This is a genomic window from Lentilactobacillus hilgardii, from assembly GCF_009832765.1.
In the GTDB taxonomy this organism is placed as follows: domain Bacteria; phylum Bacillota; class Bacilli; order Lactobacillales; family Lactobacillaceae; genus Lentilactobacillus; species Lentilactobacillus hilgardii.
The window spans coordinates 2,939,713-2,965,860 of the sequence record NZ_CP047121.1 but is presented as its reverse complement, the minus strand read 5'-3'; the positions used below and the strand labels follow the sequence as shown (position 1 = coordinate 2,965,860).

Sequence of the window (26,148 nt, the reverse complement as noted above, 5' to 3'; positions counted from 1 at the left end):
TTGCATTGTGAAAAGAGGTCAATCATCAATCGATTCCTTTGAAAATCAGAATGAAAGCCTAATTTATTCCTACCACTAGAAAGGTAGCTCAAACAGGTAGTTGAATATGACATAGGTGATTGATTTTTAAGGCTTTGCTCATATTAATATTATTAATGGCCTACCCGGAGATTGACTATAACTGACGAGGGATAGTAAGATGATCAGGTAGTGATCTGTAAATGCATTTTAAAAAATGCGACTATTTTTATTTATATTGTGATTAATGTAACAATTAAACGCATTGTATAATATTAACTGTTTACTTTAACTATTATTCATAATGGAGGTAACCAATATGTCAGACAAAGATGTACGAGTTGAAGAAGATACGATAGGCCCAGTTGAAATTCCTGCAAGTGCGTTATGGGGACCACAAACTGAGAGGAGTCGAAACAATTTTCCAACCGGTCAGTTTATGCCCTTACCAATCATTAAAGCCTTGCTGCAAATCAAGAAAGCCGCCGCACAATCAAATGCTGAGGAGGGCGCATTGAATCAAGAAAAAGGCGACTTGATCGTTAAAGCAATTGATTCACTACTGTCGTTATCCGATGAAGACCTCCGAAAAGACTTCCCGCTGAAAGTTTACCAAACCGGATCAGGAACCCAAACAAATATGAACGTTAACGAAGTTGTTGCACATAGGGCTGCTCAAATCGACAGCAGCGTTGATATTTTACCTAATGATGATGTGAACCATGGTCAGAGTTCAAACGATATTTTTCCGACTGCCATGAATATTACGGCCAGTGAAGCCATTCAGAAACTGGAAGAGTCTGCCCAACATCTAATTGATGAATTAAAGATTAAGCAGGAAACCTATTGGCGAACGGTTAAAATCGGACGAACCCATCTTCAGGATGCAACGCCACTGACATTTGGCCAAGAAGTAAGTGGCTGGGTCAGCATGGTTGAACATGATCTTTCCTATTTAAAGGGGTTGGACGGCACACTGCTTGAATTAGCAATGGGTGGTACGGCAGTTGGAACCGGATTAAATGCTGCACCACATTTTGCGGATGACATTGCTGAACGAATGAGTAAAGTTTACGGGCTTAAATTCACAGCTGATACCAATAAATTTGACGGTTTGGCAGCTCATTCGGGATTAAACGTTGTCCATGGTGCCATGAAGACCTTAGCTGCTGATCTGATGAAAATTGCGAATGACGTCCGTTTTCTGGCAAGTGGTCCTCGTGCCGGGTATGATGAGTTGAATATTCCGGCAAACGAACCGGGGTCCTCCATTATGCCCGGGAAAGTTAACCCGACTCAGGCCGAAGCCGTTACGATGGCTGCTGTTCGGGTGGTGGGAAATGACGTGGTTGTTGATATGGCCGCTTCACAAGGTAATTTTGAAATGAACGTTTATAAACCGGTCCTGATCGATGCTTTTCTGGAATCAGCGGACTTATTAGCCGGCACAATGACCGGATTTGCAGACAAGATGATTCACGGATTGACTGTTAACGCTGATCGAATGACCGAATTAGTTGATCAGTCATTAATGACCGTTACAGCACTGTCGCCACATATTGGTTATCACGATAGTGCCAAAATTGCCCAGGCCGCTGATAAAGCCGGCACGACACTTCGTGAAGCCGCTATTAAATCGGGAAAGGTAACGGCGGAACAGTTTGATAAATGGGTTGACCCATTGAAGATGACAAATATTGATAGTGCGCGAAGCTAATCGGGACAAGCCGGAGTGTCAGTTGACAGGCATTAAATCCCCGTTTTTGGAATTTGATGGCCGTTAGCTTACATGCAGGTTTATGGTTAGCGCAGCAGTCCTAAGAACGTGCGTAACAAAGCGTTTAGCACCCGGTGTATAAAACGTCGATTTGGGAAATCCTGGGTTGGGATTTTTCAAAAATAGCAACCTAATGAACAGAGAGGAAATAAGCGCAAGATGGCAAAATATGTCTTTCAATCAACTGATATTAAAGAATTAAAAGACCAATACGATTTAGTCGTGATTGGGTCCGGCTCAACCGGAATGACCGCTGCACTTCAGGCTCATGAGCTGGGATTGAATCCGGTGATCTTTGAAAAGATGGCTAACTTTGGCGGTAATACCAACCGGGCCTCTTCAGGGATGAATGCGGCTGAAACCAACGTTCAACTCAAGCATCACATTGTGGACAGTTATGAAGAATTTTATGAAGATACTTACCGTGGCGGCGGTGAATTAAACAATAAAGAAATGCTGCAATACTTCACCACTCACGGGGCATTGGCAATTGATTGGCTGGCAGATCACGGTATTCATTTGGATGACGTGACGATTACCGGCGGAATGAAGATTAAGCGGACGCACCGTCCTGGCAGTATGGCACCGATTGGCAATTTCCTGGTTACAGAATTGCTTAAACTTATTGAAAAGGAAGAAATCCCGGTTTTCAATAACGTTCACGTTGATAAATTAGAAGAAACCGACAAGGCAATTAGCGCCGTCAGCGTCACTTTAGGTGATGGCACGCAAAAGCAAATCAAAGCCGATGCAGTGGTTTTGGCCACGGGTGGTTTTGGTGCCAGCAAGGATATCATTCAAAAATATCGACCGGATCTGGTTGGTTACAACACGACAAACCAACCAGGGGCAACCGGCGACGGTATTAAATTGGCTCAGAGTGTGGGTGCGGGGTTGGTGGATATGGATCAAATCCAGGTTCATCCAACCGTTCAGCAGGATACCGATCATGCCTTTTTAATTGGTGAAGCAACCCGTGGTGAAGGTGCCATTCTAGTGAATGGTGAAGGTAAGCGATTTGTTAACGAACTGGATACCCGAAAGAACGTGACGAACGCCATTAATCAGTTGCCTGAAAAGAGTGCCTATCTGATTTTGGATACTGGAATTCGAGCCCATGTTAAAGCCATTGAGTTTTATGATCACATCGGCCTGGTTGTTCACGGTGATTCAATCGATGAATTAGCTAAGACTATTAATGTTGATGCAGCCAATTTGGGAAAGACGGTTTCCAACTGGAACGGTTACGTTGCTGATAAAAACGATACTGAATTTGGCCGTTCGACAGGGATGGATCGGGATATTTCACAAGCCCCGTTCTATGCCATTCATATCGCACCAGCCGTTCATTACACAATGGGTGGTGTCAAGATTAATCGGAAAGCTCAAGTATTGACTGACAATGGTCACCCGATTAAAGGACTATTTGCCGGTGGAGAAGTTGCCGGTGGGCTTCATGGTAATAACCGAATTGGCGGCAATTCAATTGCCGAAACGGTTATCTTTGGCCGTCAGGCAGGCGAGCAGTCGTATAAATACGTCACAAATTTGAAGCATTAAGCAATGTTTGTCTGGAAGAAAAGGAGACTGTGTCTTTAACTAAGATTGTCTACTGTATTATCCAATCGATGCCGTCTGGGTATTCAATTATTGGATTTGTGGCGGCACCATTAACCAGTATTGACTGAGGCTTTAAAAGTGGCCGTATAAATGATGAATTGTCAGAAAAGACCAAACAGAAGTTAGCAATTAATAAAGAGTAACGCTGAAAGCATGATTTTAACTGATTCAAGAGGCTGATCGACATCGTATTGTTCAGTCTTTTTTTATGACCAATTAGGTTGATGGCGAACTAATCTTTGAAAGAAAGCGGATTCAGAACTATAATTAAAGGTGTAATTACCGAACGCAAAATAATTTGGGGAGGTCAGAATATGGATGCCATTCGATTTTATTCAAGAACAGGGAATACTGAAAAAGTAGCCAACTTGTTAAGCGAGCAATTAAACGTAAAGGCCGAATCAATTGATTCACCGATTAGCGAGCCGGTTGATCGTCTATTTCTTGGTGGCGGTGTTTATAATATGAGTGCCGATAAACGTTTGAAGGCCTATGCCGCAGATTTAGATCCTGCAACTGTTAAGGAAGTCTTTTTATTTGGTACTTCTGGAAGCGTATTCACAATAGAGAAGCAATTGACCAAGGTACTAAAAAAGAAACGGATCCCGGTTTCCGATGAACACCTATTTCTCCATGGCGTTATGCCTAAAATGGGTAATATTAGCGGTCATCAGAAGACAGAAATCGAAGAATTTGCAAAGGGTGCCGTGACGCAATAGAAGCGACAAGTTTGCTGACTGTGAGATGCCAAAAAACATCCGGTTTGCCTAAATGATTCTTGGACACAATGATCGTTTAGACAGTCGGATGTTTTTGGTGAAAGATAAGGGTTACTTGGGAGGCTTAAATGCCCAGAAGGATGTTGTTGGTCATCTTCGGTTTCTTGAAGCCAAAATTTCGATCATTTCAAATGCGAACATGATGATACTGACACCAATCATCCCGGTCACAAAATAAGTGGTATATTGCGCCCATGCATATGTCCCGGTATAGGATAGATCGACGATCCCTTTAACGATAAAGAGAACCGTTCCCAACGAAACTGCTGATAACAGTAGGGAATTAACAAAGCGGGAAATCAGTTGTTTTAACATGGATACCACCTCCAGTAATGGTTGAGTGCGTTATTGTATTTTACATGGCTTATCGTTAATTAATGTTACTATAATTGATTTTTGGTATTAAGACAAGACACAATTAGTTTACAGTTTGATTTATTTTGTCATATTGATGAGATTGACAAAATTTGCAATGTTTGAACTTGGCTTTGAAATTGGAGATTGTTACTATTAAGTAAAAGTGATCTATTCTCACTTCTTGTTTAGAATTATTCTAAATTGGGTTGAATTTTTACTTTAGAATTGTTACAATGTAGAGGTAGTTAAATAACAGGAGGGATTTATAGTGAAAGTTATTGTTGTTGGTTCATCACACGGTGGTTACGAAGCAGTTCGCGAGTTATTAGCAACTCATCCGGATGCAGAAATTCAATGGTATGAAAAAGGAGATTTTGTTTCTTTCCTTTCATGTGGGATGCAATTATACCTTGAAGGCGTTGTCAAGGACGTTAACAACGTTCGTTATGCGACTGCTGAGGGGATGCGTGCCCAAGGTGTCCATGTTTTTGTACAACAAGAAATCGCGTCAATCTCGCCGGACAAGCATGAAGTCCATGTTAAAAATTTGGCTGATGGGTCAGAACGCGATGAAAGCTATGATAAGTTAATTCTAAGTGTTGGTGCGGTTCCGGTCGCATTACCGATTCCCGGTAATGATTTACAAAATGTCTATTACATGCGTGGTCGTGACTGGGCAATGAAGCTAAAGAGAGCAACGGTTGAACCGACTATTAAGAATGTCGTTGTGATCGGTTCGGGCTACATTGGCATTGAAGCAGCAGAAGTCTTTGCCAAAGCCGGTAAGAATGTTACGGTTGTTGATATTTTGCCACGCTTGTTAAGTGTTTACCTGGATAAAGAATTTACCAGTGTTTTAACAGATGAAATGCAGGCAAATGGTATTCATGCCGCTACGGGTGAAACGGTTAAAGAAATTGTGGGCAAGGATGGCAAGGTGACAAAGGTTGTCACTGATCAGGCCGAATATCCTGCTGAATTGGTTGTTGAGGCTGTTGGTGTCAAGCCAAATACCAAGTGGCTTGCCGATACACTTGATTTGAACAGTAATGGAACAATCAAAACAGACGACTACCAACGAACAAGTCAACCCGATATCTTTGCGGTTGGTGATGCAACTAAGATTAAGTTCGCACCGACTGATAAGCCCGCTCAAATTGCGTTGGCCACAAATGGTCGTCGCCAGGGACGTTACGCAGTGAAAAACCTGACCGACGCAAAGAATCCGACACCGGCAGTATCAGGTTCTTCTGCGTTAAGCGTATTTGATTATCATTTTGCCTCAACCGGTATTAAAGAAGGTACTGCAGACAAATTCGGAGTTGAAACGCAATCGGTTTACGTTGAAGATACGTATCGACCACCATTTGTGCCGGCAGATCAAAATCCAAAGGTCCAGTTCAAATTAACGTTTGATCCAAAGGATGGTCGGGTTTTAGGTGCTCAAATCATGTCAAAAGCTGATGTTACGGCAAACATGAATGTCATTTCCTTAGCTATCCAACAAAAATTGACGGTTAATGATCTGGCTTATGCAGATTTCTTCTTCCAACCCGGGTTTGATCGTCCATGGAATATTATTAATGTTGCAGCACAAAAAGCTCAACGTGAACTTGATCAAAAATAACGATCGGTAAATTCAATAAAACAGAGATGACACAGTTTGTTTTTGTGACATCTCTGTTTTTATATTCAGACCGATTTTTTAACGGACATGCATCACCTTTTATTGCGACAGTTTAGACAAGTTGATTGGCATATTTGGCGTTATTAGATGAAGAGTCTAATTGCTTGATAAAAACTGAAACCGGCATATACTTTTAAATGTTAAAAGTTGGGGCACGGTTTAATTGTGCCTGTTTAGTTATTCTAGGAGGGAAAAATATGGTTAAAATTGGGATTAATGGTTTTGGACGCATTGGTCGTTTAGCACTCCGCCGAATTTTGGAGATTAACGATCCTGACATTGAAGTAACAGCCATCAATGATTTGACGACACCTTCAATGCTTGCCTATTTGTTCAAATATGACTCAACCCATGGCACTTTACCATATGACGTTAGTTCGACCGATGATTCGATTATTGTCAACGGTCATGAATTTCACGTATATGCTGAACGTGATGCATCACAAATTCCTTGGGCTAAGGACGATGGTGTTGAATTAGTTCTTGAATGTACCGGATTCTACACTTCTAAAGAAAAATCTCAGGCCCACTTGGATGCCGGCGTTAAGAAAGTTTTGATTTCCGCACCAGCTGGTCCAATTAAAACAATTGTTTATAATGTCAACGATGACACATTGGACGCAAGTGATCAAATCGTTTCTGCAGGGTCATGTACGACAAATGCGCTGGCACCTATGGCATATTACCTGAATAAAGAATTTGGTATTGAAGTCGGTACAATGACGACTATCCATGCTTTCACCAGTTCCCAAATGATTCTTGATGGGCCTAAAGGAAAGAAAGCTCGTCCAAATCGTACCGCTTCGGCAAATACTATTCCTCATTCAACTGGTGCTGCTAAAGCGATTGGGCTGGTCATTCCAGAACTCGATGGTCATTTGAATGGTCACGCACAACGGGTAGCAGTTGTTGACGGTTCGGTTTGCGAATTGGTTTCCGTTTTGAAAACTAAAGACGTGACTGCCGACCAAGTTAATGAAGCAATTAAGCCTTACACCAAGGATAACCCGGCATTCGGCTGGAATGAAGATGAAATTGTGTCATCCGATATCATTGGCGATACCCACGGGGCCGTTTATGATCCAACTCAAACCGAAGTTACAACCAATGGTGAGTTCCAAGTTGTTAAGACCGCTACATGGTATGACAACGAATATGGCTTTGTTGCCAATATGATTAGAACTGCAAAGGCATTTGGAGACAAGTAATTAAAATCAAAATGTGACTCGAACCATCACATCGATACGAGAAAGCCGAGGCTGCTTTGAGCCTCGGCTTTTTTGTCGTTAAATGTCACATAGTTTAAATGGCTTGTTGGTAATCGAAAACTTATAACTGGAAACGATCGCTTTTTGCCGGTATGTAACCCCAATGTCAAGGAATCCTTTCTTGTTGTTGTCTTAATCCTGCGTTACCATGAAACCAGCTCAAGCGAAAGAAGGTTTAATTGAATGACATTAACAAAATCTGTTTTGCTGGTGGCTGCAACGTTTGGTGTGGGGGTTACGGTCCTCACATCGGGAAATGCTCAGGCTGCAACCGAGGTTAACCCAATTCCACAAGTTCTGCGTGGGTCTTGGTATGGGAAGTATCAGCATGTACCGGTTATGTATAAGTTGACCAAATATACATTGCAGGAAGGTGCGACAGTTGACGGTCATTGGAAGTCAAAACCAATGACATTCCATGTAAAAACAGCTAAATCCGCCAAAAATAAATATTCATTATTTACTGTCTCCAAGCAAGCGAACAAGCATGGTTATTGGGATTTGAAACTCTTGGAATCTAAAGAATCACTTTATTTCAAACCGGTTAAACATCATGGTAAATCGGCATTGTATAAATATCATATTGACAGGGAATATGGTAAACCAAGGTTGGACGTTGGCTATTTCTATAAGAAATAACAGGGATATTGTTTGACTGGGGTAACTTGATTTCTACTTAGCCAAAAGTGATTTAAATGAAAATAACTCAAGAATAAAGCAGATCGGGAAAATTGGTTGTATCATTCCCGCTGCTTTAATCTTGAGTTGTTTTTTTGTGCCGGTTATTTCTTATTTTCGGCGGACAGTTTGACATTAAACTTGTCGGCATAATCACAAATAAGGATAACTTATTCTATAATAATCATATAAGACGAGTTGAGAGGAGCGTGCCAAGATGGATATTCGTAAGGCAACTTTGGCAGATATTAAAATAATAAGCCAAATTCGTAAACAGCAATTAATTGATGAAGGAATTGAACCGGATGTTTCGATTGATTCCCAACTGGCATCCTTTTTTAAGAAAACGATTGCGGAGGGTTCCCTGATTGAATATCTCATTCTGGATGGGCAGCAAATTATTGCGACGGCCGCAATCTACTTTCAGCAGTTTCCGCCAACCTATAGTAATCAATCCGGTGTCAAGGGGTATATTACCAATATGTATACGGCGGACAGCTATCGCGGTAAAGGACTTGCGACACGATTACTCCATCAATTAGTGAATGAGGCCAAAAAGAAAGGTGTCACGAAATTATGGCTTGGGACTTCGAAACTTGGTCGGCCGGTGTACGAAAAATTCGGATTTGAGCAAACCGGTGAGTGGCTGAATATGGATATTTAGAGAGTTTTTATAGCTTAATCACCCGGTCATTTTCGATTAGCAGGGCCTCTTGATTGGTTAGTCGAGTAATTGTTTGGTTTTTGACTATTTCCCAATGACGGAGCTTAGTAGCTAACTGCGGATCAAGTTGGATGTGTTGATCAAAGTGCGGATAGATGCGAATTTTGGTCGCACCAATTGCGGATAGGTCGTCATGAAGAACATCCAATAATGTGACGTCGTTGAATCCCAATTGTTTTAATCTTTGTTGAAGCTCAATAATCTTAGGGTGCATTTTCCCTTCCTTTACAGAATTAACAATAACGGTAATGGAAGGGGCGTTATTAGCAGAATGAATTAATAGATTGTGAAAAGCATCCGTTATTGCGGTTGTTTTAAATGCTCGTGAAGATAATAAAATATTAGACACGTCAATCACTCCTCGTTATTAAAAGTATGTTAATTTATTCTACCTTAAAGTGACAAGGTCAAGCAGTGAAGGGTCTTTGTTTGTGCACAATTCTTGCGGTAACGTTTCCGATTAAAAAAATGAAGAAGACGATGGCTGTTGCAATAAATGTTAGTTGCATGCCCGTGATAAAAGCTGTGGGCGCATGAGTTGGATAATTATGAACTGTATAGCCAAGTGCGTGATTAATGCCGGCAAACAGCAAAACGCTTGAAAAAATAGTGCCGACTGTCATACCGATATTCCTGGATAATCCCAATAATCCGCTGGTGACTCCCAGTTGGCTTTTAGGAACGGCTTCCATGACCATGACGTTGTTGGGTGCTTGGAAAATACCGTTACCCAAACCAATGAATCCCAACCAGATACATAAAGTGCTGATGGATGTTTCATGGGAAACAGTTGCCAACCCGACCTGCCCGATGATCAGGATGATAATGCCGGCGATGTAAACCTGCCAATCACCCATATGGTCGGACAGGGTGCCTGCCAAGGGTGCAATAATGATTTGAATAATTGGAAAACTCATCATAATTAAGCCGGTTACTTCCGGTGAAATTAATCGATTTTCCTGTAAATAAAGGGGCTCAATGATATTGACAACAAAGTTTAGCGCATAAACCAAAATTGTCGCAATTAAATTTAATGAGAAATTGACGTTTTTGAATAAATCAAGATTAACTGCCGGTGTTTTAAAGCGCCTTTCTGTAAAGATGAAGACGGTCAATAAAATGATGGTTACAATCATGAGCAAAATAAACGGTAAACTGGCAAATCCGATTTCTTGCCCCCATAACAAACCAATAAAAAGTGTGCCCATCATAATGCCAAATGAAACCAACCCTAGATAATCAATTTGCTGGTTCTGTCGATTAGCTGTTTTGGGCAAAAACAGTTGACCGATAATAATTGCCAAAATTCCCAAGGGGATATTAATCCAAAAAATATAGTTCCATGATAAATGCGCTAAAATGAGACCGCCCAATCCCGGCCCAACAACCCCTCCAAGAGCAACAACCGAAGAAAAGCTGCCAAGTGCCAAACCGCGTTTTTTCGGTGGAAAGATTTCCGTAATAATGCCGGCGTTATTACTTAGTGTCATGCTGGCACCTATGGCTTGAAAGCCTCGACAGATCAGTAAGAAAGTAAATCCAAAGTTTATGCCGCAAAGAAGTGAGCTAATTGTAAAAATGACTGTGCCGATTTTAAAAACGGATACTTTTCCATATAGGTCGCCGAGCTTTCCAAATGGCAGTAACAACATGCAGGTCATAACCAAGTAGCTTGAAGCTACCCAGTTGATCTGGGTGGTCGTGACATCCATTGCACGACTCATGACCGGCATGGCGATGTTGACGACACTGCTGGTCAGTGTGGACATAAATGAAAAAATGGAAATTGCGGTAAAGATCCACCATATTTTAAGAGACTTATTTTTAGCTGTCATTTTGATTCCTTCTTTAAAATTAGAGGCTATTCTTAGCATACTTCAAAATAACAGATAATATCTAAATAACGATGAAACATAAAAAGAAACCCGTAATGGCGTTCCTTAAACTTATCTAGTAAACAAAATGATTTTTTTGAACAATTTTAATCAGAACAAAGCCAACTAAAATATTAATAATAGAAATGGTTATTAAAATAATGAGTGTTTGTGACCAGTTTCCAAGCGTCGATTCAATGACACCGAACATCGTTGGACCAACACTGGCAATCAGGTAGCCGATCGATTGAACAATGCCGCCGACGGAACCTGCTTCCTGTGGTGTGGTAGAGATAGTGGTAATCATTGATAGTGAGAGCGTGAAAATAGATGCTGTTGTGATGCCGACAATAATGCAGGCAAGGATCAGCAGCCAAGTGGCGTTGAACATAATCAGAATACCGATACCGGATAAGTAGCCGATCAGTAAGGAAACCATCAGCAATTTTAAGTTTGATGCCTTGGTAGTTGCCCGTGGGACAAGATAAGCGAACGGTGCACCGATGATTTGGAAGATTGAAAATAACAGGCCGGCCGTTGTGGCTGATAAGCCATGCGAAGTTAGAACACTTGGCAACCAGGCAACAATGGTGTAAAAAATGAGGGATTGAAGCCCCATGAAGATTGCCAATAGCCAGACATGTCCCCGTTTCCAAATAGGTGTCGCAGCTGCTTTTCCGGTTACTTCCTGGTGATCAGTGGCAGTTCTTTTCCGGGGTCTCGTTGCTTGATGTGGCAACATAAGTGTCCCAAGAAAAGCAATCAGTGCGGGAATAGAAAATAACTGAACGGTGAATTGCCAACCAATGGCGTTGGCAACAGGGACAGCGATGCCACCTACAATTGCTGAAAGAAGATTGATCGATGCGGTATAAACACCGTTTAATTTAGTTGATTGCTCAGGATGGCGTTCAACAATCAATGCCGGTAATGAGACATTTAGCATAGTAATCCCGGCACCGACAAAGATTGTTCCAAGAAACATGCCCCAATTGACATATGTACGAAGCAGATTTGCAATTGCCAGCATGAGTAACGCATATTCAATCGTCCGTTTTGTGCCGAGCTTTCGAATAATCGGTGCGGTTGTGGCTGATAAAAAACCGAAACAAAGTAGTGGAATAGTTGTCAGGACACCTGTCTGAGCAGTTGTCAGCTGAAAATATGATTGAATTTTTGTGACGATCGGTGGAATTCCGATGATTGCCAGTCGCAGGTTTGCGGCCAGCAGGAAGACCTCGAATGTAAAATTGATACCTTGCCGTTTCGTATTCAATTGATGACCTCCAAATTTTTTCTCACTTTAAACATCGTATCATCTGATGTTTACTTTAAAAACAAATGGTCAATCATTAACCGTTTGTTCCAATAAAGTAATATTTTTTTCAATCCAGTAAACTGCTTGGTGGGGATCTTGCTGTTTGATAGCCTCCAAAATGTTTTGATGAATAATGGACTGCTCGTGATAAAGTTCTGTTTTGGTGAAGCCTGCACCGAAGCGATCCTTAAATGAGTTCCAAAAATCAGTGTAGATATCTGTGATGACGGAATTGTGAGTAGCTTCAGTAATAGCTTCATGAAATTGCTCATCAGCATGGCGGTACGCATCGAGTGAATGAAGCTTTGCGGCTGCTGAACGGATCTCTAAATAGTAGTTCATGGCTTTGAGATCCGTTGCGTTACGATTATGGCATGCTAAGTCGACGATGCCGACTTCCAAAGCTTTTCGTGCCTCGTAGGCTTCAATAACCGGCGCATTTTTCAATGTCGATGAAATTGTCTGATCGGGCAGGGTATCGTTGATAATGGTCGTCCCCTTACCCTGTTTCACTTCGATTAAGCCGAGATTAACCAAAACTTTCATCGCTTCACGAACGGTTGAGCGACCAACGTTAAAACGGGCCATTAATTTGGGCTCCGTTGGAAGACGGTCACCAATGGCCAATTGATGGGTTAAAATGTCTTCTTGGATTTGTTGAGAAACCTGGTCAACAAGACTAAGTGGTTTAAATTGTTTATGATCTTTAACTGGCACTGTATCACACCCCGTTACAGTTTGCTTTTCTCTTCGTCATAGCCTTCCAGAAGGTTAGCATAACGAGCTAATGCAAATAGATAGTCAGAAAGGCGATTTAGATATTCTAAAATGTCGCCGTTTAAAGGCTGCTTCTTATCGTTTAATTCAACGACTAAACGTTCTGCTTTTCGTGCCAAAGCCCGTGCATACTGTAATGCAGCCCCCGAAGGATTGCCACCTGGAAGGATAAAGGCTTTAATAATGGGAAGTTTTGCCATAATGTCGTCGATTTCCGTTTCAAGTTGTTTGGTATCCGATGTTGAAATGTTATGATGGCGTTTGACGGTAATATCAGCTTGGAGTTCGTACAGATTTCGCTGAATCGTTTTGAGCTTTGGTGCTAAGGATTGGGCTTTTGGTGACAGAATTGAAATAACATAACCAACCCACGAATCGAGTTCGTCGATTGCGCCCAGGGCTTCAATTTGTAAGTCATACTTGGGCACCATTTTTCCGGTTACTTGTTTGGTTTGACCATGGTCACCAACCTTGGTGTAGATTTTAACCATCTTGAGAAATGCTCCTTTAATGAAAAGTAAGTAATTTAATAATAAGCGAAATTCGATGAATTGGCGAACCTTTTTTAAAAATTGTCAAAGGAAGGTTAGGGAAGGCTCCTCCCTGTAATGAGATGGCGGATAAACTTGATGAATCCTTCATGTCCCAGCAAGAAGAGTTTAAGGTGAAGGATGCGCATTTCTCCTTTTTCCCTCCTGATTTCGTGATGATACTCTCGGCGAACCCGCTTAATTCGAACCAGTTCTTTAAGCGGTTCTTCATTCGGATCCGGTTCAAATCGTTGAAAATCACGGCGATCAATAAAGCGGATATTTCTTAAAAAGTCTTCACGTTCTTTTTCTGATTTTTTAAATGGGTGCAAAATAATCCTCCTGGCTTTATACAAATAATACTTATACGATAACGCGAGTTGGATAATTCGACAAGAAACCAACGGTTAATCATTGTAAACTTTCAGTAAAACCGATACGGGTATGTAAAAACGGAAACCTTGATGCGGGTTTCCGTTTTTTTATGATCAGTTTAGAATTGATCATTTAAAATTCGGGTTTGTTTCGTGGGTGAAGAATGACTTGATATCATTTTAACAGCTTACTTGATTGGGCAAGCGCCGCCTTCGCAGTCGGTTTGACCAATGATTTCGGCACCCTTTTGATCGTGGTTATCATTCAACTGATTGAAGACACGCTGAACATCACCATGGATCTGCATAACCTTCTTTTCGTAGGTTTTGGTGTCGATTGGTTCTTTGGGCGCTTGTTTAAATTCATTACCAACGTACGGCAAAAGAGATGTTGACTTGGTAGTGAAACGATATTGGTGCATTAGCGGGGCAATCTGATCTCCTTCTTCGGGCTGGAAGGTAACAGTACAGCTAACCGCATTATCGGACCAATAGGTTTGTAAGAAAGCTTGGGTTGCAAATTGTTCGGCAATTGAAACGTTACCTGCTGAAGCAAATTTCTTACTGTCAGCATGCGCCGCACGAATTGGGAATTCGGCAACCATTGTATTCTTTGAGTAAATATCCTTTTCTACGTGGTAGCCGCATGCCTTTAAGGCTGGCAATAACGGATCTGAATCCTGGAATCGAATTCGTTGAATCAAGTATGGGGCATAATGGAAATGCATTCCTTCTGAAACACCTGCTAATTTGGCAACAGTACCGGATGGTTTAACGGTTGTATGCTTAATTGACGTGTTGCAGCCGAGTTCATCGGAGTAATCCTTATCGGCTTTAACAACTGCCTTATACAGACCGTCTACTTTATCGATAGCACGTTGATCATAAATCGGCTTCTTGATGGTTTCACCGGTTTCCGGATCTTTGGCATCTTGGTAGCCTGTAACAACCCGGTTGCCTAATTCACTTAGAATCCAATCTTGAATACCGGACATTGAGATACCGATTCGACGATTCTTGTTGATCGCCTTTCGAGAAACTTCCCAGTCATATGGACTGAAAGTAACCCGCTTGGAGAAACGAGTACCTAAAGTAAAGGCTTCACCAAGATTCCAATTTTGTTGGCTGGCAACGTAAGGGAAGACTTCAAACAAGTTGCAGGGTTCACCGTTTGAAAGTGAAATCTCACCACAAGGGTTCGTCCCTTCGACGTTTGGATCAATATCTTTTTGAATGCCGTCAATTTTACGACCATAATTCTTGGAAAGTTCCAAGTTAACGATTCCCGGCTCGCCATTGTGACGAATAGAATCGGCAATCGGACCGTAGTTGCTGAATTGGGAATCAACAGCAACACTGTTGTTGGAAGCCCAACGGTGATGATACAATTTTTCTTTATCTTGTTTCATTGTAATGAAATCTTCGTCGTCGGCAGAGCCTAATGCTAATTCGGCCGAACGACGAACGTTTCCGGCAACAACCGTTTTCCCGATCATATTACCAATATCGGTCATATCAACTGATGAAAGGTGACGACGGGCACGATTATTGAGGACGCCATTAATATCAAAGAGCATCTCAATCAAAGGCATTGGCCCTGAAGCGGTACCGCCGAATCCTTTGATCTTAGCGCCCTTTGGTCGAATATCACTCATATCAAGGACCAGATTTTGTTGGTTCTTGGGATTGGTTGATTTAAAGTGTAAATCGATTAGATGAGCGTTTGATAATACCCAACCTTCACGGGTATCGGGTAGACGATAATAAGCGGCATCCGTGATTGAGTGGTTCTTGAAGTAGTCGTCCTTATCAACGGCTCCCATCTTAAGTGAATCAGCGTATGACTCACTGTCTTTATCGATAACAACAGTCAGGTTGACTTTGTTGTCAACCAGCGGAATCTTGTGGACATTTTCTTTAGTGACAGAAAAACCGACACCGCCGCCCTTCATTAATTGATCAAACATGAATGAGTAGGGCATTGAAACAGCTGGTTGATCCTTTTTAAGGTATTCGGGCACGATGTGGCTGTCACCGTATGGCTGTGGCCGTACAGCAATGAACCAACAGTTATTTAATGCGTCACCGTTACGTGCTTCATAAGGTGTACCTGAAATCCAAAGATTACGGCCCGAAGGTGTTGCGGCCAATCCGTAAATCAATTTATAAAGCTTCTTGGCTTCATCGGTTAATTCGCTGATCACTTGTGGATCAACATTGTTTTGGTGGAGACGCGGGTCAAGGTTGATGTTTCCTTCAACTACCCGTTTAACCGTCTCGTCCCAATTTTCTGTCCGCTGCTTTTCTGGGATCCAACGAGCATAAGTTCTTTTGTATGTAACCCAGCCTAGTTCGCCCCAGTGCGGTGTGACTTCGTTTTTAATTTGGTTTATAAATTCATCAGAGAGTGAAACTGATGAAAGTTTCATTGCTTGCATAACGATTCCTCCCGTACTCTTGATTCTCGTATTTCGTTCGAGTTAACACTATATATAGTATCTCGACGAGAGAGGATAATCAATATATTGTGTCCGGAGAAATTCAGCAGATGAGTGCGCCAGCCTTGTACTGGCAAGGGCTGACGGCCATCGAAAAAAATTTAACGCTCCGTTGTCTTAAAACAACTATCTGTTATTTAATGGATTTTCCATAAGTATTGTGTTTTCAATGGGTTGACCACAACGATATCTGGTGTAGCCAACGGATTGTTTTGTTTACCGTGTCAATCAAAATGATTGATTTAACTAAATCCGTGCAACATCCATCTTACCGATTTTTTCGGAAGGAAACAAGGCAAAAATAAGCGCTATTGGATAAGAATGACGGGAAAATTGCATAGCTATTTTTGCTCGGTCATCATCGTGATGAAATTAAAAAGGACTGGACAAAATGACTTTTGTCTCAGCCCCTTCCGGTTATGAGTGATTTTACTTATTTCTGATTGATATACGTTTCAATTCCCTTTTTAAGACGTTTTAAACCATCCTGAAGCGTTGTTTCGGGGCAGGCAATATTAACTCTTAAGAATTGATTGCCGTTGCCGCCATACACAGAGCCGGCAGAAATATAGAGACCGGTGTCCTGACGGATAAAGTCTTCCAGTTGGGATGAGTCTCGGGTAATAGTACTACAGTCTATCCAAACCAAATAAGTCGCATTCGACGCAATCACTTTGATCTGCGGTATGAACTGTTCACAATAATTTGTAAAAATATCGCGATTTCGGGTAAGCTGCTGTTTCAATTCGGCCAACCATTGATGTCCCTTTGTATAAGCGGCAATGGTACCGGGGATTGCCAATAAGTTGGGCTCACCAAGTTCATCGGTGTTGATACCACGATTGACAATGTTTCGCAGTCCTTCGTTGGGGACAATGAGGGTAGCTGCGTGCAGTGCGGCCACGTTGAACGTTTTGCTTGGAGAAACGCTGACAATGGTATTCTGAATCAAATCATCCGGCAAAGAGAAAATAGGGGTGTATTCAGGGCTGCCGCACACCAAGTCACCATGAATTTCATCACTGAATAACGTGACGTGGTATTTCATACAAAGCCTGCTGATTTTAATCAGTTCATCTCGGGACCAGACTTTGCCGACCGGATTATGGGGATTACATAGAATCATCATGGTACTTAACGGTTCAGCCAACTTGGCTTCCAGATCCTGCCAATTAATGCTGTATTGGTGGTTGGCGGAATCATAAAGCAAGTCGCTTGATAGAATGTGACGGCCGTTATTAATAATTGAATTGTAGAAAATATTATAAACCGGTGCTTGGACAACAACGTTATCACCGACGTTACTGACACGGCGAACAGTTGATGAAATAGATGGGACGACACCTGTACAGAATAGCATCCACGCCGTTTTGGGCCGGGCGTGGTGTTCGGTAGCGTACCAGTCGGCAACGGCATTGAAATAGTCAGCATGGGGTTCTTCATAACCAAAAATACCAAAAGCAACCTTCTTCTGCATGGCATCAATGATTTCCGGCGCTGCCTTGAAATCCATGTCGGCTACCCACATCGGCAATTCGTTGGGTTTGACGTCCCATTTGACCGAATCGGTGTTACGGCGGGGGATAATTGATTTAAAATCATACATTATGCTGACTTCCTTTTTGTGATTTTAGTGTCGGTTGTGATGGTTGTTTTACTTGGATCGATTTTGGTTGGATCCATAATGATTTCTCCAATTGAGTGTGCGTGAATTTTACCACTGATTGGATTTTTAACACTCACGATAGTTGAGTTGATTTCTGCATCGATGTTGGAACAATACTCGAAGGCCAGATCGGTTTCCATCAAACGACAGTTGCGCATGGTCAAGTGATCAATGTAGCACAAGCCCTGATCACTTTCGATTGTACAGTTGATCAGTGTCAGATTCTTCGTGTTCCACCCTAAATATTCACCATTAATGACAGAATCATAAACCGTGACGTTTTCACAGTTCCAAAATGCGTCTTTTGAAACCAGGGTAGAATGATGAACTTCAACGTTTTTTGCGCCGTCAAAACAGTAGTTGCCAATAAGATCGAGGTGATCAATATAGATATCACTGCTGTTCATCCCAAAATAACTCCCATTGGCCTGAACGTGGTCGATCGTAATGTGATCGCAGTTCCAAAGGGTTTCGGCAGCGTTTGAAAAATGATCATCGACTAATTTAATGTGACTGCTGCGCCGAAAAGTTTTGGTTGCCTGAATTGAACAGTTGGTCATTTCGATATCGTGTGTGTACCAGATACCGGCATGAGCGATTTTTTCCAAAATAGTATGGTCGACTTTGGCGTGGCTCGTGTACCAGAGTGGGTATTTCCATTTAAAAATGACATCTTTAAGGTTAATATTGCGACTTTCTTTAAGTGGGGATTCACCTTTACCGAACGTTGTCCCGATAATATTGGCATCATGTTCGGCAAAGAGCGGCCGTTCGCCGTCGAAGTATTTGTTTCGGTATTCTTTCATTTAAGTCGTCCCTTCCTTGGTAATGTGCTTGCTAATTGAATATATGCTTATGGTAACCCTAATCAGATGATCGTGCTACATGGGATATGGGGATGGACTGGGATCTTTTTGTGGACATGGTTAAATGACCGAACTTTAAAAAGGATATCGGGAGAAAAGTTCATGCTTTACTAAAAATAGTTGGATTATAGCCTTGAAATAAGTTATTATAATAGATATAAACGAACTATATGTAAACAAACACAATAATTATTCGCATTTAGGAGGATGAATTCGATGCATTGGCTGGCAGATTTTCTCGCCGCAATTGGTGTGGTGCTAAACGGCATTCCTCAGGGAATTATGGCGATGACTTTGGGATTTGCGGTTTTTCCCACAACGTTTTCGTTTGTTTTTGCTTCAGCAGTTAACGGAGCGTTCGGCTCGGTCGCACCCATTTCGTTTCAAGCGGAGTCTTTGGCATTAACGGGAAATTTGGGTGAGACAACCCGTGAACGTACCTCGATTATCTTTGGCGGATCATTGATTATGGCGGTTATTGGGGTAACCGGTACCTTAACAAAAATCGTGGACGTACTTGGGAGCAGTATTATGGCTGGGATGATGGCAGGTGTTGGTATCATGTTGGCTAAGATCGCTGTTAATATGGCTCGAAAGGAACGGGTCGCTGGATTGTCATCCATTGCGATTGCCATTTTGACTTATTTGTTCACTAAAGATTTGGTCTGGACAATTGCCCTTTCGGTGATTGGGTCAAGTTTAGCGGCTGTTTTCGGTATCCATTATCGGGCAGAATTGCCGGCAAACGTCGTTGAACGCAGATTCCGGTTTTTAAAACCGATTTTGAACCCTCGAGTGGTTCGAGGGGCATTGAGTCTGGCTTGTTTGAATGTTGGCGCCAATATTTCGTATGGCCTAATTACCGGTCAGATGACGGGGATTAAGCCAAATCCGGTTAACTTGAATTTGTTGACCGGTACACAGGCATTTGCGGATATGGGAACCAGTTTACTGGGCGGAGCGCCGGTTGAAACGATTATTTCCGCGACTGCCAGCGCACCCGAACCTGTTATCGCAGGTGTGATGATGATGTTAATCATGGCCGTTATTTTATTTGCCGGTTGGCTGCCTAAAATAGGTAAGTATGTGCCGGCGGCATCAATTGCCGGTTTCCTGCTGATTTTGGGAGCGGTTGTTATTTTTCCTGAAAATGCTGCGGCTGCCATGCAGGGTTCAGATAGTGTTATAGCAGCGTTGACGTTGGTTGTGACAGCGATCATTGACCCGTTTGCCGGGTTGATGACAGGTGCCGTGTTGAAATTTGTTTTGCCGTTGATTGGCTTGGGGGTCTAAATGATGCAACAAACATACGAATTAACTATTGGAAAACTAAAACGAACATTACCGATTATCCCAATTAATGAAACGACTGCGATTGCGTCGTTCGTCCTGTTGGGGGATTCCGAGTTGGCCCATTATGCGGCAGCTAAATTGGCAGACAAGATTTCGGAACCGTTTGACTGTATCGTTACGCTGGAGAGCAAGGGAATTCCGTTGGCAGAGGAGTTGAGCCGGGTGAGTGATCACCCCAAGTTCATCGTGTTACGAAAAAGTGTCAAGGCTTATATGGCGTCACCGCTTGAAGTTTCCGTCGATTCAATCACGACTGCAAGTCAGCAGAACCTGGTACTGGATGGTCATGATGCCGATTATCTTCGTGGCAAACGGGTTGTGTTAGTTGATGATGTTATTTCAACCGGCGGCTCGCTTGAAGCTGCTGAGAAGCTTCTTAAAAAAGCAGGCGCAACCATTTTGGTTAAATGTGCTATTTTGGCAGAAGGGGACGCCGCCAAACGTGACGACATTCTTTATTTGGAGAAGTTACCGTTGTTTCAGAGAATATAGCCGTTAAATTAATAGCCTATGGTCAACTTGAATCGACCATAGGCTATTTTGCAGTGTTTAGCTGCTATATTATTTTTCAACTGAAAGCTTTTTGACGGATAACGAATCCCGTATCAGACTGATTAAAGCAAAGCCACCCAGTAAAATGGCAGGGCTTGCGATCATTGAATTGTTAAACTTAAGTAATACGATAACGGCAATCATGACAATTAAAAAGGTCATAATCCAGCCAAGCCCGGAAATAACGTGGTTTCCCGGTCGTTGCTCCGGATGCCGTTTAAAGTATGATCGCTCAAATAACAGGTAATAAACCAACCAAAATCCACCAAGAACAACGAGCGGAACCGAAACCCGATCCCATCCCCGGGGACTTAATCCGTTAAATGCCAAAAAAGTAAGCCACAATGCAATAAGCGGCAGGTTGTTAACCAGGCTGTAACGCCATTCAATCTTCATAAAAATAAGTCGACTTCTTTCTAAAATACATGCTAAACGTTAATCTGTTTTTAGGACCGATAAGCAATCCCTAATAAATGGCAATGTGAAAATGATCCAGCAGAAGGTTAATGTTGACGCATTGGTTGTTAACATCAACAGTAATGCTAAGAGAGTGACAATGACGGTCATGATCATACCAAGACCTCTCAATTGATGGTGACTTGCTTTATCTTCAGGATGTTGTCTTAAATATGACCGCTGAAATATCAAACTATAGGTTAACCATGAAATGATAAATAGGATAAGAATGGTTAGAAGAAACCAAAGTCCCTTGTCTGACAATGGATAAATAAGTGACCCGGTGGCAATAGTGACAAGCAAATAGGCATTGTTAATCAAGCCGTAGCGCCATTGAATCTTCAAGAGGAAGCTCCTTTCATCAAATGATTTAAAGTTCCCCATCAGAATATATGTCACTATAAAACAGGATAACACTCATTATTTGAACCACGCAACTTGACAATGGATCTTTGAATCAGGTTGGTTCTGGTGGTTCTACCATGTCATGAGTGCAATGACGAAGATGGCAATGTGGACCACTAATCGAATCAGATGATGTGACCAGTGTGGTCGACCATAAAGATGGTAGCCATTTGCCAGTGTAAAAACTGAAATACCAAGCAATCCGAGTAAGAGGGTATCAAGTGAAAGCAACCTGGAAGAAATCATCAAACTGGTCAAAGTAATGAAAGCGGATAGAAATAACCCAACAATGAGGGTAATCGAGATGTCTTTACTGAGAAGATGTGCAATGGCTGCAGCCATGGTGAGTAGAGCATAGAGTGTGATAAAAATGTCGATTGCAAGACTCAATTTTTAAACCCCTTCTGTGGTTAATGATGGATGATAAGCAGTTATTAACAGGATTGCTGCTAATTGCAAGGTAGTTGGTTTATGTGTGCTTGTCAAATGAATTGCTAAAAAGCTATGTCCTAGATGAACAAAAGTCGTTTAAGTGTTATAAAATTTTAACAATTATAATGACGGTGTTCATTATATTTGACCATAGTTATTATAATAAAGTTCTTTTAAAACATGTCAAGAATATATTTGAAATAAAAAACGGCTTGCATTAATGATAATGCCAAGCTGCTTAATTAAGGTTTTAACAAAATTTTTCCAACATTATTTCCTGATTCCAGTAACTTGTGGGCAAGAATACCGTCTTTCAAAGGGAAAACCGTGGGTTCACTGACTTTGATTTTTTCATCGGTAAAGTAGTTGAATAGGCGTTTACTGCGTGCAATTCTTTCCCAATAATCGGTTAGATAATCCCACAGATCGCCGGTTAAGATGCTTTTGGATTGAGATAATAACGTCACCAAATCGACTCTTGGAGGATTACCGCCTGCCATGCCAAAGAAAACCAAATTTCCGCGATGTTTAAGTAATTCAATACTTTGCTCCAAAGTAATGCCAACGCCATCATAAACGGTATCGAATCTTTCGAGCCAATTCTGAAGCCAGGGATCCGTTCTGAGAAAAACGGCTTTGGCCCCCTGATTAAGTGCGATTTTTTGTTTTGCCTTAGTTGAAGTCACACCATAAACGTTGATACCATCTGCTGTGAGCATCTGCGATAAAATTTGGCCGACTCCACCACTAATGCCATGGATAAAAACGTTTTGTCCCGGTCGATTCCTGCCCAAATCATGAGCCAGAAAGTCGGCGGTCAGTCCCTGCAATCCTGCACACGCGATTACTTTATTATCGAGATCGCTTGGGACTTCAATGGCATGATCTTCCGGAACTGCCACTAATTCAGCGTTCGCAAACGGTACATCTACGAAAAAGACCTTTTCTCCAAGCTGATGCTTTGTAACCTTTTTACCAACTGCAATCACCATTCCCAGTCCTTCGTAGCCATCGATGTAAGGGGATGAGACTCTTTTTTCGATATGATAGGTTCCCTTTCTTCGATAAATGTCAGCGAAATTAAGGCCTATATAGGACATTTTAACCAAGACATCGTTATCTGATAAAGACGGGTCTGGCAAAGTCCCGTACTGTAAGACTTCGGGACCGCCGAAACGGTCGAAATAAAGTGCTTTGATTTGATTTCACTTCCTTAAATAGAAATGGTTATAGATAACATTATCACGCTCGTTGAGAGACGTCGAGCCTTTTGGGGTGGAAGAGTGTTTTTGATATAGTAAAAGGCCGAGACACAAATAGAATATGTGTCTCGGTCTTTCCCTGTCGTCATATTTACCTGATTGAAATGTTTGTGCCGTGATAGGTTTCTTATGAAACTCAGTTCCTATACTGACGTATAGCCGCCATCCGCTACCAACGTTGCACCGATCACAAACGATGCATCGTCACTTGCCAGGAACGCCACAGCTTTGGCAATTTCTTCAGGTTTTCCTAAACGTCCGAGTGGGTGAAGCTGCGCCAATTTTTCCTTTAGTCCGGGGTTGATTTTGCTCAGCAGCGGGGTGTCAATGTATCCAGGGGCGATTGCATTAACCCGGATACCCTGCTTTGCATAGGTTGCAGCCAATGTTTGAGTGAGAATCTTAACGCCACCCTTAGCTGCGCCATAGGCCGTTACGTTAGGAAGCCCAACCAGACTGTGAATAGAACCCGCATTGACAATGGCGCCACCGGTTCCTTGTTTGAGCATTTGTTCCAAAGCGTACTTATCTGAAAGGAAAACACCGGTTAAATTAATGTTGATGGTATTTTGCCATTTATCCAGTGGCAATTCTGTAATGTTAGCGTCGTTTGCAATACCGGCGTTGGCAAACATAATATCCAAATGACCGAATGCATCAACTGTTTTATTGATTAGGTTCTTAACGTCGTCTTCGTTGGTCACATTGGTTTTAACGAATAAGGCGTTACCACCTGCATTTAGGCCGGCAACAACGTCGTCGCCCTTATCTGAAAAGTCACCAATAACGACCTTGGCACCTTCGTTTAAGAATAATTTGACGGTTTCCAAACCGATACCGGATGCGCCACCTGTTACGATGGCAACTTTATTATCGAATCTTGCCATACCGAACACGTCCTTTCCGTGTCTAGTGACTAACTGTCTCTACAGCCATATTGTAATCGCTTACATATTTATTAACAATTAAAATGTGCTTTGGTTTTTTATGAGATAGGGAAAGAAAACACGTTCTTTTAAGGACGTGATGAATTGCCCCCGTTTTTACGGCTAATAAACGATAATTACCTGCCAATAAATTTCCTTGTTTTTATGAATCTACGTATACAGTAGCACTCTTAATATGCTATAATATTTATTGCAAGAAGTACGAATCAATTAACGTATGACCAAACTTCGTTTCATAACGCGAATTATCATTACACATGGGGAACTAGACTTTAACCAAGCCCGTTGAGAAAGTTTTCAAACGCCTGGTTGACGAAACCCGCCGATGAACCCGGTTTTGGAATTGTTCATCTGAAGATTGGTCAAGCTGATTAGGTCCAGCTACTAGTAAGCGTGCCTAAACGGTATGAATTCTGTCAGTGTTTAGGAGCTACCGACTAGTGATTGGCAACCAAAGGATCGTCGCTGGTGGTCAACGAGTGGTGATGTTAAAAACATTGGCACCAGAGAGAGAACAATAAAGAGAGGAGGCATCCCAGTGACCAAAGTGGTTAAAGGGTTTAAGCTACGGTTATACCCTAACCAGGCACAAATCGATCAATTATGGCAACTATTTGGCAACGAGCGGTTTGTTTGGAATCAAATGTTAGCGATGGCTAATAAACGTTATGAAAACAACCCGAAAAGTCAGTTTGTTGGCGAATACGATATGAATTATCTGCTTAAACGGCTTAAGCAAGAGTACCCCTTCCTCAAAGCCAGTGACTCTACCAGCTTATTTGTGGTTAACCATAACCTCACGCTTGCGTTTAAGAACTTGTTTCAACATCGGGGTGGTCATCCGCGGTTCAAGTCCCGCCATAGCGCTAAGCAAGCCTACACCGGGCAATCAATCTGCGTTGTGGAAGCTAAGCGGCGTTTAAGATTGCCTAAACTCGGGAGTATTCGGACCAGCAAGACTAACCAATTAACCGACGTCAAAATTAAGCGTTACACGGTGAGTCATGATGCCACGGGCCGCTACTACCTTTCCTTACAGGTCGAAACCGAAGTTCACGACTTGCCGAAAACCAACCAGAGGGTTGGCTTGGATATGGGCGTTGCCGATTTAGCGATTACTTCCAATGGAGTTAAGTACGGGACTTTCAAGGCTAAGTGGTTCGAAAAGCAAGCGACGCGTTGGCAATCGAAGTTTAGTCGGCGCAAGCAGCGGGCAACTGTCGCGATGCGCCAATGGAATCACCACCATCAATTATCCAAAATGGCACTCAACGATTATCAAAATTGGCAACGGGCTAAAATGACCAAAGCGCGTTATCAAGCTAAAATTGCCAACCAGCGCAAGGACTACCTGCATAAACTGACGACGGACTTAGTTAAAAACTATGATGTGATTGTGATTGAGGATTTGAAAACCAAGAATCTGATGCGCAATCACCACCTCGCCAAGTCAATTGCGAACGCCAGTTGGTCTCAATTCCGGACTATGCTTGAATACAAGTGTGCCTGGTATGGTAAGCAATTAGTAGTGGTAAGCGCCAGGAATACTTCCCGAATCTGTTCAGCGTGCGGTCAGGATGACGGCCCCAAGCCCTTAGCTATTCGGGAATGGACGTGTTCTAAATGCTGGACGCATCACGACCGAGATATTAATGCGGCAGTTAATATCCTTAATTGCGGACTAAAAGCTATTGGCTAGGAACTAGCCGTGGTAAAAGAGCGGAGTTCTGTAAGTTAGGTTTTCGGCATACCGATGTAACAGCCTAAATACTACTTCGTGTTCCCAGAAGCTCGGTCATTCATAACCGAGTAGTTCACGAAGGGAGGCGTTTCCCAAGAGTTGCGAAATGGAATGGGACTTTGGTATCAGGCATATGATTAAACAGCTGGCGGTCTGTTGAATCACTGAAACAGTACCACTCATATCATG

25 protein-coding genes are annotated in these 26,148 nt (G+C 42.2%); 10 read left to right on the top strand and 15 right to left on the bottom strand.

The genetic code is table 11. The annotated features are described in order from the left end of the window. The first annotated feature begins 322 nt into the window (after positions 1-322). The 3 genes from GQR93_RS14010 (at position 323) to GQR93_RS14000 (ending at position 4,134) form a co-directional block, all read left to right on the top strand. The gene (locus GQR93_RS14010; protein WP_003550759.1) at positions 323-1,735 is read left to right on the top strand and encodes a class II fumarate hydratase; all 1,413 of its coding nucleotides are present in this window, start codon (positions 323-325) and stop codon (positions 1,733-1,735) included. 219 nt (positions 1,736-1,954) lie between these two features. Continuing rightward, complete coding sequence (locus GQR93_RS14005; RefSeq protein WP_003550756.1) at positions 1,955-3,355, top strand: flavocytochrome c; 1,401 nt, start codon at positions 1,955-1,957, stop codon at positions 3,353-3,355. 374 nt (positions 3,356-3,729) lie between these two features. After that, positions 3,730-4,134 carry a flavodoxin family protein gene (locus tag GQR93_RS14000; protein WP_223800172.1) on the top strand — a complete coding sequence of 135 codons (405 nt, stop codon included), beginning with the start codon at positions 3,730-3,732 and terminating at the stop codon, positions 4,132-4,134. 150 nt (positions 4,135-4,284) lie between these two features. Here the strand turns inward: GQR93_RS14000 and GQR93_RS13995 are convergent, their stop codons facing one another. Then, the gene (locus GQR93_RS13995) at positions 4,285-4,509 is read right to left on the bottom strand and encodes a hypothetical protein (RefSeq protein ID WP_003550752.1); all 225 of its coding nucleotides are present in this window, start codon (positions 4,507-4,509) and stop codon (positions 4,285-4,287) included. 310 nt (positions 4,510-4,819) lie between these two features. Between GQR93_RS13995 and GQR93_RS13990 the strand changes: the two genes are divergently transcribed. The 4 genes from GQR93_RS13990 (at position 4,820) to GQR93_RS13975 (ending at position 8,848) form a co-directional block, all read left to right on the top strand. Continuing rightward, positions 4,820-6,178: an FAD-dependent oxidoreductase gene (locus GQR93_RS13990; RefSeq protein ID WP_003550750.1), complete on the top strand. Its 1,359-nt coding sequence runs from the start codon at positions 4,820-4,822 to the stop codon at positions 6,176-6,178. Positions 6,179-6,435: 257 nt separating this feature from the next. Continuing rightward, positions 6,436-7,446 carry a type I glyceraldehyde-3-phosphate dehydrogenase gene (gene gap, locus GQR93_RS13985; protein WP_035444157.1) on the top strand — a complete coding sequence of 337 codons (1,011 nt, stop codon included), beginning with the start codon at positions 6,436-6,438 and terminating at the stop codon, positions 7,444-7,446. Between the two features lie 243 nt (positions 7,447-7,689). Continuing rightward, complete coding sequence (locus GQR93_RS13980) at positions 7,690-8,145, top strand: hypothetical protein (protein ID WP_003550747.1); 456 nt, start codon at positions 7,690-7,692, stop codon at positions 8,143-8,145. Positions 8,146-8,401: 256 nt separating this feature from the next. Continuing rightward, on the top strand, positions 8,402-8,848 hold the full coding sequence (locus GQR93_RS13975) for a GNAT family N-acetyltransferase (protein ID WP_003550746.1): 447 nt from the start codon (positions 8,402-8,404) through the stop codon (positions 8,846-8,848). A 7-nt stretch (positions 8,849-8,855) separates the two neighbouring features. On the opposite strand, the gene GQR93_RS13970 is transcribed toward GQR93_RS13975, so the two are convergent. From GQR93_RS13970 to GQR93_RS13930, 9 genes are all read right to left on the bottom strand, one after another. Then, positions 8,856-9,257, bottom strand: coding sequence for a hypothetical protein (locus GQR93_RS13970; protein ID WP_225430355.1), 402 nt, complete (start codon positions 9,255-9,257; stop codon positions 8,856-8,858). Positions 9,258-9,315: 58 nt separating this feature from the next. Then, positions 9,316-10,743 (bottom strand): MFS transporter, encoded by a 1,428-nt coding sequence (locus tag GQR93_RS13965; protein ID WP_225430354.1) that lies wholly within the window; start codon positions 10,741-10,743, stop codon positions 9,316-9,318. 115 nt (positions 10,744-10,858) lie between these two features. Then, positions 10,859-12,058, bottom strand: a complete 1,200-nt coding sequence (locus tag GQR93_RS13960) for an MFS transporter (RefSeq protein ID WP_003550740.1) — start codon at positions 12,056-12,058, stop codon at positions 10,859-10,861. A gap of 69 nt (positions 12,059-12,127) precedes the next feature. Continuing rightward, the gene (locus GQR93_RS13955; protein WP_003550738.1) at positions 12,128-12,817 is read right to left on the bottom strand and encodes a FadR/GntR family transcriptional regulator; all 690 of its coding nucleotides are present in this window, start codon (positions 12,815-12,817) and stop codon (positions 12,128-12,130) included. A gap of 14 nt (positions 12,818-12,831) precedes the next feature. Continuing rightward, positions 12,832-13,368, bottom strand: coding sequence for a cob(I)yrinic acid a,c-diamide adenosyltransferase (locus tag GQR93_RS13950; protein WP_003550737.1), 537 nt, complete (start codon positions 13,366-13,368; stop codon positions 12,832-12,834). A gap of 95 nt (positions 13,369-13,463) precedes the next feature. Beyond that, positions 13,464-13,739 carry a hypothetical protein gene (locus tag GQR93_RS13945; protein WP_003550735.1) on the bottom strand — a complete coding sequence of 92 codons (276 nt, stop codon included), beginning with the start codon at positions 13,737-13,739 and terminating at the stop codon, positions 13,464-13,466. A gap of 230 nt (positions 13,740-13,969) precedes the next feature. Continuing rightward, on the bottom strand, positions 13,970-16,219 hold the full coding sequence (gene nrdJ, locus GQR93_RS13940) for a ribonucleoside-triphosphate reductase, adenosylcobalamin-dependent (protein WP_003550732.1): 2,250 nt from the start codon (positions 16,217-16,219) through the stop codon (positions 13,970-13,972). A gap of 493 nt (positions 16,220-16,712) precedes the next feature. Then, positions 16,713-17,885 carry a MalY/PatB family protein gene (locus GQR93_RS13935; protein ID WP_003550730.1) on the bottom strand — a complete coding sequence of 391 codons (1,173 nt, stop codon included), beginning with the start codon at positions 17,883-17,885 and terminating at the stop codon, positions 16,713-16,715. Next, positions 17,885-18,751 (bottom strand): DUF3737 family protein, encoded by an 867-nt coding sequence (locus GQR93_RS13930; protein ID WP_003550729.1) that lies wholly within the window; start codon positions 18,749-18,751, stop codon positions 17,885-17,887. Before GQR93_RS13930 ends, GQR93_RS13935 begins: the two co-directional genes overlap by 1 nt. A gap of 276 nt (positions 18,752-19,027) precedes the next feature. Between GQR93_RS13930 and GQR93_RS13925 the strand changes: the two genes are divergently transcribed. After that, positions 19,028-20,104, top strand: coding sequence for a guanine permease (locus tag GQR93_RS13925; protein ID WP_035444155.1), 1,077 nt, complete (start codon positions 19,028-19,030; stop codon positions 20,102-20,104). A gap of 3 nt (positions 20,105-20,107) precedes the next feature. Further along, positions 20,108-20,656, top strand: a complete 549-nt coding sequence (locus GQR93_RS13920) for a phosphoribosyltransferase family protein (RefSeq protein WP_187117511.1) — start codon at positions 20,108-20,110, stop codon at positions 20,654-20,656. Positions 20,657-20,725: 69 nt separating this feature from the next. Here GQR93_RS13920 and GQR93_RS13915 read toward each other — a convergent pair whose 3' ends face one another. The 5 genes from GQR93_RS13915 to GQR93_RS13895 form a co-directional block, all read right to left on the bottom strand. Next, on the bottom strand, positions 20,726-21,112 hold the full coding sequence (locus tag GQR93_RS13915; protein ID WP_003550724.1) for a hypothetical protein: 387 nt from the start codon (positions 21,110-21,112) through the stop codon (positions 20,726-20,728). Between the two features lie 39 nt (positions 21,113-21,151). Beyond that, the gene (locus tag GQR93_RS13910) at positions 21,152-21,517 is read right to left on the bottom strand and encodes a hypothetical protein (RefSeq protein ID WP_225430353.1); all 366 of its coding nucleotides are present in this window, start codon (positions 21,515-21,517) and stop codon (positions 21,152-21,154) included. A 132-nt stretch (positions 21,518-21,649) separates the two neighbouring features. After that, on the bottom strand, positions 21,650-21,967 hold the full coding sequence (locus GQR93_RS13905) for a hypothetical protein (protein WP_225430352.1): 318 nt from the start codon (positions 21,965-21,967) through the stop codon (positions 21,650-21,652). Between the two features lie 284 nt (positions 21,968-22,251). After that, positions 22,252-23,208 carry a zinc-binding dehydrogenase gene (locus GQR93_RS13900; RefSeq protein WP_080544189.1) on the bottom strand — a complete coding sequence of 319 codons (957 nt, stop codon included), beginning with the start codon at positions 23,206-23,208 and terminating at the stop codon, positions 22,252-22,254. 206 nt (positions 23,209-23,414) lie between these two features. Then, on the bottom strand, positions 23,415-24,158 hold the full coding sequence (locus GQR93_RS13895; protein WP_003550717.1) for an SDR family NAD(P)-dependent oxidoreductase: 744 nt from the start codon (positions 24,156-24,158) through the stop codon (positions 23,415-23,417). A gap of 598 nt (positions 24,159-24,756) precedes the next feature. Between GQR93_RS13895 and GQR93_RS13890 the strand changes: the two genes are divergently transcribed. Beyond that, complete coding sequence (locus tag GQR93_RS13890) at positions 24,757-25,917, top strand: RNA-guided endonuclease TnpB family protein (RefSeq protein ID WP_159298815.1); 1,161 nt, start codon at positions 24,757-24,759, stop codon at positions 25,915-25,917. Positions 25,918-26,148: the final 231 nt, after the last annotated feature.

Coding starts and splice junctions, on each gene's coding strand:
- GQR93_RS14010 (WP_003550759.1), top strand. CDS start 323: ATGGAGGTAACCAATATGTCAGACAAAGATGTACGAGTTGAAGAAGAT.
- GQR93_RS14005 (WP_003550756.1), top strand. CDS start 1,955: ATGGCAAAATATGTCTTTCAATCAACTGATATTAAAGAATTAAAAGAC.
- GQR93_RS14000 (WP_223800172.1), top strand. CDS start 3,730: ATGGATGCCATTCGATTTTATTCAAGAACAGGGAATACTGAAAAAGTA.
- GQR93_RS13995 (WP_003550752.1), bottom strand. CDS start 4,509: ATGTTAAAACAACTGATTTCCCGCTTTGTTAATTCCCTACTGTTATCA.
- gap (WP_035444157.1), top strand. CDS start 6,436: ATGGTTAAAATTGGGATTAATGGTTTTGGACGCATTGGTCGTTTAGCA.
- GQR93_RS13980 (WP_003550747.1), top strand. CDS start 7,690: ATGACATTAACAAAATCTGTTTTGCTGGTGGCTGCAACGTTTGGTGTG.
- GQR93_RS13975 (WP_003550746.1), top strand. CDS start 8,402: ATGGATATTCGTAAGGCAACTTTGGCAGATATTAAAATAATAAGCCAA.
- GQR93_RS13965 (WP_225430354.1), bottom strand. CDS start 10,743: ATGACAGCTAAAAATAAGTCTCTTAAAATATGGTGGATCTTTACCGCA.
- GQR93_RS13950 (WP_003550737.1), bottom strand. CDS start 13,368: ATGGTTAAAATCTACACCAAGGTTGGTGACCATGGTCAAACCAAACAA.
- nrdJ (WP_003550732.1), bottom strand. CDS start 16,219: ATGCAAGCAATGAAACTTTCATCAGTTTCACTCTCTGATGAATTTATA.
- GQR93_RS13935 (WP_003550730.1), bottom strand. CDS start 17,885: ATGTATGATTTTAAATCAATTATCCCCCGCCGTAACACCGATTCGGTC.
- GQR93_RS13930 (WP_003550729.1), bottom strand. CDS start 18,751: ATGAAAGAATACCGAAACAAATACTTCGACGGCGAACGGCCGCTCTTT.
- GQR93_RS13925 (WP_035444155.1), top strand. CDS start 19,028: ATGCATTGGCTGGCAGATTTTCTCGCCGCAATTGGTGTGGTGCTAAAC.
- GQR93_RS13920 (WP_187117511.1), top strand. CDS start 20,108: ATGCAACAAACATACGAATTAACTATTGGAAAACTAAAACGAACATTA.
- GQR93_RS13915 (WP_003550724.1), bottom strand. CDS start 21,112: ATGAAGATTGAATGGCGTTACAGCCTGGTTAACAACCTGCCGCTTATT.
- GQR93_RS13895 (WP_003550717.1), bottom strand. CDS start 24,158: ATGGCAAGATTCGATAATAAAGTTGCCATCGTAACAGGTGGCGCATCC.